Annotated in this window: 10 protein-coding genes; 7 read left to right on the top strand and 3 right to left on the bottom strand. The window is 71.7% G+C overall.

Annotated elements, in window-relative coordinates:
- Nucleotides 1-49 precede the first annotated feature (49 nt).
- From VGR06_RS31670 to VGR06_RS31660, 3 genes are all read right to left on the bottom strand, one after another.
- Nucleotides 50-532 (bottom strand): Hsp20/alpha crystallin family protein, encoded by a 483-nt coding sequence (locus VGR06_RS31670; protein ID WP_327562846.1) that lies wholly within the window; start codon nucleotides 530-532, stop codon nucleotides 50-52.
- 277 nt (nucleotides 533-809) lie between these two features.
- Nucleotides 810-1304 (bottom strand): hypothetical protein, encoded by a 495-nt coding sequence (locus VGR06_RS31665; RefSeq protein ID WP_327562845.1) that lies wholly within the window; start codon nucleotides 1302-1304, stop codon nucleotides 810-812.
- A 1505-nt stretch (nucleotides 1305-2809) separates the two neighbouring features.
- Nucleotides 2810-3208, bottom strand: a complete 399-nt coding sequence (locus tag VGR06_RS31660; RefSeq protein WP_327562844.1) for a VOC family protein — start codon at nucleotides 3206-3208, stop codon at nucleotides 2810-2812.
- A gap of 126 nt (nucleotides 3209-3334) precedes the next feature.
- Here VGR06_RS31660 and VGR06_RS31655 point away from each other — a divergent pair, with 126 nt between their 5' ends.
- The 7 genes from VGR06_RS31655 (at nucleotide 3335) to VGR06_RS31625 (ending at nucleotide 10998) form a co-directional block, all read left to right on the top strand.
- Complete coding sequence (locus VGR06_RS31655; RefSeq protein WP_327562843.1) at nucleotides 3335-3691, top strand: metalloregulator ArsR/SmtB family transcription factor; 357 nt, start codon at nucleotides 3335-3337, stop codon at nucleotides 3689-3691.
- Between the two features lie 123 nt (nucleotides 3692-3814).
- Entirely contained in the window at nucleotides 3815-4306 is a 492-nt protein-coding gene (locus tag VGR06_RS31650; RefSeq protein WP_327562842.1) for an oxidoreductase, read from the top strand.
- A gap of 2 nt (nucleotides 4307-4308) precedes the next feature.
- Nucleotides 4309-6324, top strand: coding sequence for a proton-conducting transporter membrane subunit (locus VGR06_RS31645; protein ID WP_327562841.1), 2016 nt, complete (start codon nucleotides 4309-4311; stop codon nucleotides 6322-6324).
- Nucleotides 6321-7265, top strand: a complete 945-nt coding sequence (locus VGR06_RS31640; RefSeq protein ID WP_327562840.1) for a respiratory chain complex I subunit 1 family protein — start codon at nucleotides 6321-6323, stop codon at nucleotides 7263-7265. The genes VGR06_RS31645 and VGR06_RS31640 overlap by 4 nt, the downstream gene beginning before the upstream one ends.
- Before the next feature lie 18 nt (nucleotides 7266-7283).
- Complete coding sequence (locus VGR06_RS31635; RefSeq protein WP_327562839.1) at nucleotides 7284-7946, top strand: hypothetical protein; 663 nt, start codon at nucleotides 7284-7286, stop codon at nucleotides 7944-7946.
- Nucleotides 7946-9433, top strand: coding sequence for a proton-conducting transporter membrane subunit (locus VGR06_RS31630; protein WP_327562838.1), 1488 nt, complete (start codon nucleotides 7946-7948; stop codon nucleotides 9431-9433). Before VGR06_RS31635 ends, VGR06_RS31630 begins: the two co-directional genes overlap by 1 nt.
- On the top strand, nucleotides 9430-10998 hold the full coding sequence (locus VGR06_RS31625; protein ID WP_327562837.1) for an NADH-quinone oxidoreductase subunit C: 1569 nt from the start codon (nucleotides 9430-9432) through the stop codon (nucleotides 10996-10998). The genes VGR06_RS31630 and VGR06_RS31625 overlap by 4 nt, the downstream gene beginning before the upstream one ends.
- Nucleotides 10999-11214 lie beyond the last annotated feature (216 nt).

Below are 11214 nucleotides of genomic sequence, written 5' to 3'. Positions count from 1 at the left end.
TTGGGCCGCCGGGGCGAACACCCCGGCGGCCCAGACCGTCGCATCCAGATCAGTCGATCTTGACGCGGCGTGGTTTGGCGTGTTCCGGCCGCGGCACCCGCACCGTCAGCACGCCATTGTCGAACCTGGCCTCCACCCGGTCGGGGTCCACCCCGCCCGGCAAACTGGTGCGGTAGCTGAAGCTGCCGGTCCGGCGGGTGCGGTGGCGCAACACACCCACCCGCTCCCGGTCCTTGATCTCGCCGCTGATGGTCAGCTCCCCGTCGCCGACGTCGATCTGGATGTCCTCCCGGCGCACCCCGGGCAGCTCCACCTCGAACATCCAGGCCTCGTCGGTCTCCTCCACGTCCACCAACGGCGTCCAGCCCCGCTGCGGCCAGCCGCCGCCGGGCGCACCCTCGAAGAACCGGCTCACCATACGGTTCCACATGTCCTCGAACTCGCCGAACGGGTCCCCGTACGGCTGCGCCCACTGACGCTCGCGCAGCGCTGGCGTCCATTCACCGCGTCGCACCGGTACCAGGTCTGCCATCGCCGCTCACCTCCTCGCCATCTGCAGCTCGGCGTGCACGTCCCGCCCACGCTGACCGACCCGAACGGGACGAAACAACCCTTCCATCGACGCGTACCCACCGCCTCAACCGGCAAACACGCGTGGACACCGGGCGGGTCAAGACGACAGCCGGTTGGTGGCCGGGAGCGGGTGGCCCCGGCTGTCGTGCCGTGCAGGCTCGGATCGGGTCGTCTCCTGGTCCACTTCGGCGGGCGGCGGCTTCTGTTTTGCGCGGGTGGCGGCGTCGCAGCGCGGGTCAGCGGCGGAAGGCCAGGGTGGTCAGCCCGACGATCCAGCCGGCGAATGCGCCGTAGACCGCGCCGGCGGCGGCCGAGGTGAACGCGGTCAGCAGGGAGGCATGCACGGTCAGGAACGCGGCGAGTAGCCCGGCCAGTATCGCGGCGAAGATGTACCCGCCCCAGCCGGCGATGATCGCGCCGAGGACGCCGCGGAAGCCCCAGCCCGGCGCGACAGCCAGCAGGGATAGGAACACGGCGGTGAGCACCACCAGCAGCAGCGCCTTGAGGTCGGTGGCGAGCAGGTCGCGCAGCGACTGGCTGGTGTCGAACGACCAGGCCGGCCAGGTCAGTTGGCGCAGGAAGAAGCCGCCGGCGTCATTGGTGCTGGTGTGGTTGTTGACCCAGTCGCGGTAGGCGGCGTTGCCGAACGCCAGGACGAGGATCAGCGCCATGATGGTGCCGGCGCCGGTCACGGTGCGGAATCGGGGAGGAGCGGCGGTAGTGGTGGCCATGTGCACATCATCAAGCCAGCCGTCGATGTCCACAATGGGAGCACCTCCGCGGTGCCGGCGGCGCCCACCCTGGTGGCCCGGCCGGGACGCGCTGTTGATGATCGGCAAGCCCTACGAGGTCGAGGTTGCACAAGCCATACCCGGATGACCGAGCAGAGTCTCGCTCATGCTCAACGACCGAGTCGGCTGTCCACAGCGGCTCCGATCAACGGTGACACCGGCCGACATAGAACGCGCGCGCCGGTGACCCAGCCCGAAACGGAAGCTCGCGGGCTGGCCCCAACAAGGAACGCAAAGCGACCCCGACGTAGGCGACCGCGGTCGTCCAGCCCCGAAGACAGGATTTCCACAACAGCGCACGAGGTCGAACGACGACCGCGCGTGACCCGCGGAAAGCAAACGCGCGGGTCCGCTGCTCCGCCGTTCGCAGCGAGGCGCGGCGCCATACCTGCCGCCCGGCTGGCAATCAGGCTGCTGTCATCGGAGCCGGGGCGCGGATGCCAAACGCAGCCTGAGCCGGCTGTCGGGGCAAGGGCCGAAGGTGTTGCGGTGGCTTCTGTTCGAGGCGGCCAATCCTCTGCCTGGCCACCGCTACTAGTAGGCCGTTCGGTCGGCAACCGCCGCACTGTCGCTCCACAACGGCCAGCCGTGGCGATTCGGCATCGGCTGGGGAGCCGTGGACGTGTTCGCCGATCGCACCCGGCAGCTCAAGCTCCTCGACCCGGCCGGACGGGACCTGCTCGGCAGCGTCGGCGCGGCCGTTTTCACCTTGCGCCTGGCGGTCCGCTGGCTCGGGCAGATCCCACGTCTCGCACAGTTCCCCGACCCGGCCGAGCCGGACCTCGACACCCGAGTCACCCCCGGACCGGCAGCATCGGTGTCGCCTGTGTCGAGGCGCTCGCCGACGCCATCCGCGGCAGCACACCAACCGGTGGCCGTTTGCGCCGTCGGTCGCGTCCGCGGACGCGGTCGAGCAGGTCACCGACGCGGCCCGCCACGAGGGCGGGATCCTGACCGTCGCCGGCGCGGTGAGCCGTACGGCGATCCTCGGACCCTCCCGGGCCGCTGAGCGCAGGCTATGCGCACGTGGCGGCTATCGCGCGAGAATCGTCGGGGAATCCTCGTGGTCTCTGCAGGTCGTGGCCCGGCCACAGTGGTCGGCCGGCCAGGACGAAACGGTGGTCGACGTCGTCGGCCGCCGTGTGCGCCCGGTTGCGACAGGCTCGAAGCCTCGATACCGATCTCGGCGAGGAGGTCCTGCACCGCGAGGTGCCCATCGCCGAGCAGTTCCAACAGTCGGATCCGCACCGGATGCCCCGGCGTGCGGAAGAACTCCGCATTCCACTGGCCCGCCGCCGCTCGATGGCCGCTGACCGCGCCGCGTCCCCCGTCCGGCCGTCAAGTGCTCGCCGTCGACGGGTCCCCGCCACCGGCGCAAGGTCGCCAGCATCGGGGATCTTGGGCTGGTGGGCGCGGGCACGGCAGCTCCAGTGCACGCGGCCGGCTTACCCTGGTTGGTCTGGTCCCACCGAACGGTGCGGGTCGGACACATGCGGCCAACGCGCGTCCGGGTCGTCCTGCATGACCCCGATCAGGTTCCCCTCGGTGTCGGCGAGACAGACCAGCCAACCCGCGCCGGTGAGGGGCATGCGGGCAACCAGGATTTCCCCACCGGCGGCGAGGGCCGCGGCGGTGATGGCGTCGAGGTCTGCGACGTGGACGGTGGGGATGGTGATCCCCTGGTCCTCGGCGGCGACGCCCAGCCGCGGGTCGTCGCCCGGGGTGATCACCCAGCAGCGCCGGTCGCCCTCTGTCGGCAGCACCCATCCGAAGACCTCGGAGTAGAACGCCGCGGCGCGCAGTGGCTCCGGAGCGTAGATCCGCAGGCGCACCGATCGGCCCACGACAACCTCCACCGCTGCCTCGAAACGGACTGCGCGACCGGCGCCCTGCCGCGCGCACCGCCTCTGCAGTTGCTAAAGTCTGCAACTGATGGACAACGTGATGGTACGCCTGGTGGGGGTGGGCGGGTGAGTCGACCGCTGTATCAGGCGAAGGCGGACTTCTTCAAGACGCTCGGGCACCCGGCCCGCATCCGGGTGCTGGAGTTGCTGTCCCAGCGCGAGCACGCGGTGGGGGAGATGCTGCCCGAGGTGGGCGTCGAGGCGAGCAGCCTGTCCCAACAACTGGCGGTGCTGCGTCGGGCCGGTCTGGTCACCTTCCGCAAGGAAGGCTCCACGGTCTACTACTCGCTGACCAGCCCCCAGGTCGCCGAGCTGCTCGCGGTGGCGCGGCGCATTCTCACCGAGGTGATCGCCGGTCAGGTCGAGCTGCTCGCGGACCTGCAGGCCGTGTCGCCGGGCCCGCCGCTCTCCCCACCGTCGTAGCCGCTGCGCCGTGGCGCAGCCGGCACGCGGTCAGCCCCGGCCCAATCCGATGGCTGGATCGCCGCACGCCGGCAGGCCCAGCCCTGCAAGCCCCGTTGGTTCGATCCGTGGAGTGCGACGCCCGTGACCGTGTTCAACCTGTGGCGCAAGATCCGCCAGACCGGGCGGGTGGCCGAGCCCGCCCCGCCCCGCCCGCCCGGCGTGTCGTGCCCGAAGGCCGCCGTACTGCACGGGTCGGTGCAGGTGCGGCACGTGGATGCGGGATCCTGCAACGGGTGTGAGATTGAGATCGGATCGGCGTTCGGTCCGGTGTATGACGCCGAGCGGTACGGCGCCCGGCTCGTGGCCTCGCCGCGGCACGCCGATGCGCTGCTGGTGACCGGGCCGGTGACGCGCAATATGGCGGTGCCGTTGCGGCGCACGTTCGAGGCGGTCAGCGAGCCGCGGATCGTGGTGGCGGTCGGGGACTGCGCGATCAACGCCGGTGAGTTCGCCGGCGGCTACGGGGTGGAGGGCTCGGTCGCCGATGTGGTGTCAGTGGATGTGCAGGTGCCCGGATGCCCGCCGGAGCCGGAGGCGATCGTGGCAGCGCTGCGGGGGTTGACCGGCCGGTGAACATGATCGGATGGGCCCTGGCCGGGGCGTGCGTCGTGGCCGGGATGGGTGTTCTCGCCGCGGTCGTGTCCCCGCGCCGGGCGCGCCCGGCGTGCGTCGGCGCCGCCACGGCGGGGATCGGGGTGGCCGGCCTCGTCGCGGGTGTAGCCGCACTGTCTGGCCAGGTGTTGCAGGCCCGGCTGCCCCGCCTGCTCCCTCTCGCCGGGGTGCAGCTCGCCCTTGATCCGCTCGGCGGCTGGTTCGTCGCCGTGACCGGCGGGGTGCTCGCGGCGGTGGCGCTGTACGGCATTGGCTATGCGGGCGGCGGCCACGGCCCGTCCGGGCGGGGTGTGCAGGCGGCGCTGCCCGTGTTCGCGGTGGCGCTGCTGCTGGTGCCGGCCGCGGCCAGCGCGTCGACGCTGCTGATGCTGTGGGAGCTGATGGCCGTCACCTCGCTGCTGCTGATCCTCGCCGAGCATCGGGCGCGGCCGGCGGTAGCCGAGGCGGGCTGGTGGTATGCGGCCCTCACCCACGTCGGCTTTGTGGCGATCCTGCTTGGTCTGGTGCTCTACGCCGCCCACGCCGGCGGCGACTCGTTCGCCGAACTGCGCGCCGCCCACCTGTCCCCGGCGCTGCGCGGTGTGGTGTTCGTGCTGGTACTGGCCGGGTTTGGGTCGAAGTCGGGCCTGGTGCCGCTACACGTGTGGCTGCCCCGGGCGCACGCCGAGGCCCCGTCACCGGTCTCGGCGATGCTGTCCGCCGCGATGGTCAACCTCGGCGTGTACGGGGTGATCCGGGTCGGGTTCGACCTGCTCGGCGGTGGGTCACGCTGGTGGTGGCTGCTCGTGCTCACCCTCGGAGCAGCGTCGGCCCTGTACGGCATCCTGCAGGCCGCCGTCGCCGCTGACCTGAAACGGCTACTGGCGTACTCGACGGTGGAGAACATGGGCCTGGTCTTCCTCGGCCTGGGCGCCGCCGGAGTCTTCCATACCTCGGGTGCGCCCGCCCTGGCCGCCTTGGCCTTGGCCGCCGCTCTGCTGCACGTGCTCAACCACGCCGGGTTCAAGGCGTTGCTGTTCACTGCCGCCGGCTCGGTGCTGCGCGCCACCGGCACCCGCGACCTGGACGCCTTGGGCGGGCTGCGCTCCCGCATGCCGGCCACCACCGCCCTGTTCGCGGTGGGGGCGCTGGGCGCGTCGGCGTTGCCGCCGGGCAACGGGTTCGTCTCCGAGTGGCTGCTGCTGCAATCCCTCGTCCATGCCCTGCCGGCCGGGGGCGTGGTGACCGCGGTCGCGATGCCCCTCGCGGTCGCGGTCGTCGCGTTGACCGCCGGGCTGGCCGTGGCCACCTTCGTCAAGGCGCTCGGCGTCGGGTTCTTCGCCCGTCCCCGCAGCGACGCCGCGGCCGCGGCGAGGGAGTCCCCACCGGGGATGCTCGCGGCGATGGGGGTCCTCGCCCTGGGCTGTGCCGGACTGGCCCTGGCCCCGGCCGCACTGGGACAGGTGCTCTCCCGGGCCGTCGGCACCGCCATCCATACCCCGGCCAACGTGGTAGGCGGTGGGGTGAGCCTGCACCTGGCCGGGATCGCCAGCACCATGTCCCCGCTGCTGACCGCCGTCGCCCTCGCGGTCGCCGTGGTCGCCAGCGCCGCCCTGATCCGGCTCGTGACGACGCGTGTCACCCGGCGTCGAGCCGTGGCGTTGTGGGACTGCGGCGCCGGCCCACCCACGCCGCGGATGCAGTACACCGCCACCTCGTTCGCCGAGCCCCTGCAGCGGGTCTTCGACGATGTTCTGGCCCCGGAGACCGATGTCGACGTAACCCCGCACGCCGAATCCGCGTACCTGGTCGCACGGGTGGCTTACCAGGCACGGGTGCCTGACAGGGTGGAGCACGCCCTCTACGCTCCGGTCATTGCCGCGGCCCGCCGGGTGGGTCGGCTGGGGCCGGTGCTGGCCAACGGCAGCGTGCACCGCTACCTGGCCTACGGCTTCTTCGGCATCACCGGCCTGCTGCTGATCCTGGCGGTCACCCGATGAACCCCAACGAGCTGATCGCCACCGCCGTCCAGGTCGTCGTGGTGGTGGTCGGGGCGCCGCTGCTGGTCGGGTTGATGCGCCAGGTCCGCGCCAGGTTGGAAGGACGTGCCGGCGCCGGTGTCATCCAGCCGTGGCGGGACCTGCGCAAGCTCCTGCGCCGAGCGCCGGCCACCCCGACCGGTACCGGCTGGGCGTTCCGGCTGGCCCCGCTGCTGCTGATGGGGACCTCGCTGGTGCTGGCCGCGGTGGTCCCGCTGCTGACCACCGCGTCACCCCTGGACCCGGCCGCGGACCTGTTCGCCGTCGTCGGGCTGCTCGCGTTGGGCACCGTGACCCTCGCCCTCGCGGCCCTGGACACTGGCACCGCGTTCGGCGGCATGGGCGCCAGCCGGGAAATGACCATCCTGGCGCTGGTCGAACCGACCATCCTGGTCGCGGTCTTCGCGCTGTCGGCCCGGGTCGGCTCCACCAACCTGGCCGCGATCGTCACCGCCACCCTGCACGATCCGCTGCGGGTCGCCTCGCCCGCGAGCCTCCTCGCGGCGGCCGCCCTCGCGATCGTGGTGGTGGCCGAGACCGGGCGGTTGCCGGTGGACAACCCTGCTACCCACCTGGAACTCACCATGATCCACGAGGCGATGGTGCTGGAGTACGCCGGGACAGACCTGGCGCTGGTCGAGTGGGCGTCCTCGATGCGCCTGACCATCCTGCTCGGCCTCCTCACCAGCCTGTTCCTGCCCTGGGGCATCGCCGCCGCCAGCCTCGCCGCGCTGCCCCTCGCCCTGGCGGCGTTCCTGGTCAAGGTGGCGGCGTTGGGGGTCGGTTTGGGCGCTGTCGAGGTGTTCATCGCCAAGCTGCGCCTGTTCCGGGTACCGGAACTCCTCGCCGGCTCGTTCGTGCTAGCCGTGCTCGCCGTCGCCTCCTCCTTCTTCCTCGCCTGAAACCATGAGAACCCTGACGTGACCGACATCAGCTATCCGCAGTACCTGGACCTGGCCGCCGGGCTGTTCCTGCTCACCGCGGTCGGCGTGCTGTGGCGCCAGCAACTCGCCTCGATGATCCGGCTGTTCGCGCTGCAGGGCGCCGCGCTCGCCGCCATCGTCGCGATCCTCGGCGTCCGCCAGCACAGCCTGGAGCTGCTGCTGGTCGCCGTCGGGCTGGGCGTGCTGCGGGCCGGGGTGCTGCCGTACCTGGCCTGGCGGGCGCTGGGTGACTCCCCGGCCGAGGCACGCGAGACCCGGCCGGTGGTCAACGTCTCGACCTCGTTGCTCGCCGCCGCCGCACTGACCCTGCTGGCGTACGCGGTCACCCAGCCGCTGGTCGCGTTGGCCCCATCACCCGCCACCGCGATCCTGCCCGCCGCCGTCGCCGTCGTGCTGATCGGGTTCTTCACCCTGGTCACCCGGCGCCGCGCGCTGTCGCAGGTGGTCGGATTCCTGCTGCTGGACAACGGGATCACCGCCACCGCGTTCCTGGCCACCGCTGGGGTGCCGCTGATCGTGGAACTCGGGGTCTCCTTCGACCTGCTGCTGGTCGTGCTCGTGCTGCAGGTGCTGACCACCCGGCTGCGTACCGCGTTCGGCAGCAGCGACCTGGACGAACTGCGGGAGCTGCACGACTGATGACCATCATCCTCTTGCTCGCCCCCATCGGGCTGCCGATGGCGGCCGCCCTCGTGTACGCCGCCGCGGGCTGGCGTCCCTACACCACCGCCTGGGTGGGCGTCGTCACCACGGCGCTGCTGGCGGCCGACGCGCTGAGCCTGGCCGCCACGGCCACCCGGCACGGGCCGGTCCACACCGCCGGCGGTGTGATCCGCGCGGATGCTCTTTCGGCGTGGATGCTGCTCGGGGTTGCGGCGGTGGCGTTGCTGGCCTGCTGGGCCTCCCCGGCGTACCTGTCCGCCGGGCACACCAGCGCCGGGCGGGCCCGCTGGTACGGCATCCTGCTGCACCTGTTCATCGCCGCCATGGCCAGCGCCGTGCTGGCCGGCAACCTCGGCATCCTCTGGGTCGCGGTGGAAGCAACGACGATCGTCACCGCGTTCCTGGTCGGGCACCACCGCAGCCGTACCGCGCTGGAGGCCGCATGGAAGTACGTGGTCATCTGTTCGGCGGCCATCGCCATCGCGTTCCTCGGCCTGGTCCTGTTGTACTACGCCGCTAAGCATGCCGGTCTCTCCGGTGAAGACGCACTGGACTGGGCCACGCTCACCGGGCACGCCCATCAACTCGACCCGGCGGTTACCCGCATCGCGATCGGCCTGGCCGTCATCGGCTTCGGCGCCAAGGCCGGCCTCGTCCCACTGCACGCCTGGCTGCCCGACGCCCACTCCCAAGCCCCGGCCCCCATCTCCGCTCTCATGTCCGGCGTACTGCTGCCGGTCGCGTTCTACGCCGTGCTGCGGGTCAAGGCCGTCGCCGACCCCGCGCTCGGTGCCGGTTACCTGCGTACGCTGCTGTTGATCCTGGCCCTGGCCACCCTCGCCCTCGCCGCCGTGCTGCTGATCGGGCAGCGCGACTACAAGCGGATGCTGGCCTACTCCTCCATGGAACATATGGGCCTGATCGCCCTGGCCGCCGCCATCGGCACCCGCCTGGCCATCGCGGCGCTGCTGTTGCACATGGCCGGGCACGGCCTGGCCAAGACGGTCGCCTTCCTCAGCTCCGGGCACATCTTGCACCGCCACAACAGCAGCCAGATCACCGACGTTCGCGCTCTCGCCACGCGCATGCCGCTGCTGGCCGGGCTGTTCGGCCTCGCCATCGTCGCCCTGCTCGGCTTTCCACCCGGCGCGCTGTTCGCCAGCGAACTGGGTATCGCCCGCGCCGGCGCCACCGCCGGACTGAGCTGGGCGACCGCCGCCGCGTTCGCCCTCGTCGGGGCCGCCTTCGCCGCCATCGGCGCCCACACCGGGCGGATGCTGCTGAGCCCACAACCGGTGACCGCGACCGTCGCCGCCGAGGCGAGCGACCCGCCGGCCGCCCTCACCCCCGCCGCAGCGACGCCGCTGATCGCCGGGTTGCTCGGGGTGGCCGCACTCGGCATCACCGTGGGCCCCGCCGCCGGCCTGTTGCACGCCGCGGCCAACATCGTGGGAGCACCATGACCGACACGACGACCGCCAACCCGTCGCCCCTGCCCGGCGGCCAACCCGCCGGCTACCACCGCGTCGCCATCCCCACCACCGCCGCCACGCTTGCCGACTACGCCGACACCCTGCACCGCCAGGGCTTCCGCCTGGCCCTGGTCGCCGCCCACGACGACCAGGGCGGCCTGCGCGCCGTGTACCTCTACCTCGCCGCTAACCCGGACCGCCGGGTGGAACTGCACCTGCCCATCGACCAAGCCCGGCCCACCGTGCCGACCCTGGCCGGGCTGTCGTTCCCCGCCGGCCGCTTCGAACGCGAAATGCACGACCTGTACGGCATCCAACCCCTCGACCACCCACTCCCGCGCCGCCTGATCCGGCACCGGCACTGGCCGTCGGGCTGGTACCCGATGCGCCACGACGCCGGCCCCCCACCGCAGTTCGGCGACACCGCCGAGCCGTTCCCGTTCCTCACCGTGGAGGGACCGGGGGTGTACGAGATCCCCGTCGGGCCGGTGCACGCCGGGCTGATCGAACCCGGCCACTTCCGCTTCTCCGTCGTCGGCGAAACCATCCTCAAGCTCAAAGCCCGCCTTTGGTATGTCCACAAAGGCATCGAGAAACTCTTCCAGCACCGCGACGTCAGCGCCGGCCTACCCCTTGCCGAACGCGTCTCCGGGGACACCGCCGTCGGACACGCCCTGGCCTACGCCCGCGCCGTCGAAGACGCCCTGCACCTACGGGTACCCGTCGCGGCCCACCGGATGCGCGCGATCCTGCTGGAACTGGAACGCCTCTACAACCACATCGCCGACATCGGCGCGCTCTGCAACGACGTCGGCCACGGCATCCTCAACGCCCACGCTCTGCGCATCAAGGAAACCCTGCTGCGCCTGAATAAGAACACCACCGGACATCGGCTGCTCCGCGGCGGGATACTGCCTGGCGGCGCCGCCATGCACCGGATCCCCGACCCCGACCAGCTCACCGCCATCGGCGCGGACATCCGCCAGATCGTCCAGCTCGCCCTGAGCAACAGCCTGGTCGCCGAACGCTTCACCGGCACTGCCGTCCTCACCACCGGGCAGGCTCGTGATCTCGGTACCCTCGGCTACGTCGCCCGCGCCAGCGGCCTTTCCACCGACGCCCGCCGCGACCACCCCACCGGCATCGTCGAGGAGGGCGGCCGGCAACTCGGTGACCTGCTCACCGTCCCCACCCACACCGGGGGTGACGTCCTCGCCCGGTTCCAGCAACGCGCCGCCGAAGTCGACGTTTCCCTCGCCGTCCTGGACACCCTGGTCCGCACCGTCGCACCCGGCGCCATCGGCGACTGGCCCCCGGCCGACCACCGCCCGCACGGTCCGCTGGCGTCAGGGGTAGGCATCGTCGAGGGCTGGCGCGGCACCATCGTTCACCGCGTCGAAATCGGCCCGGACAGCCGCCTGGTCAGGGTCAAGGTTGTCGACCCGTCGTTTTTCAACTGGCCCGCCCTACCGGTCGCGCTCGCGGGTACGATCGTCCCGGACTTTCCGCTGGCCAACAAGAGCTTCAACCTCTCCTACGCCGGCAACGACCTGTAGCACCACGTGTGGTCCCGCGATCAGACGCGGGACCACACACCACTACCTGATGGTTGCCGGGATCAGGCCGGAGTGGGCCTCGCCGTACCTGTGCGCCCGGTGCTGGCCGGGCGGGCTGTCGGTGCCATCACCGGTCGACCGGCGATCAGCACGTCGTAGATCGCCACCGCCACGATGCCGCCCACGATGGGGCCGACCGCGTAGATCCACAGGTCG

Source organism: Actinophytocola sp., from assembly GCF_036002505.1.
In the GTDB taxonomy this organism is placed as follows: Bacteria; Actinomycetota; Actinomycetes; order Mycobacteriales; family Pseudonocardiaceae; genus DASYTH01.
This window is presented reverse-complemented; position numbering and strand designations above follow the sequence as displayed.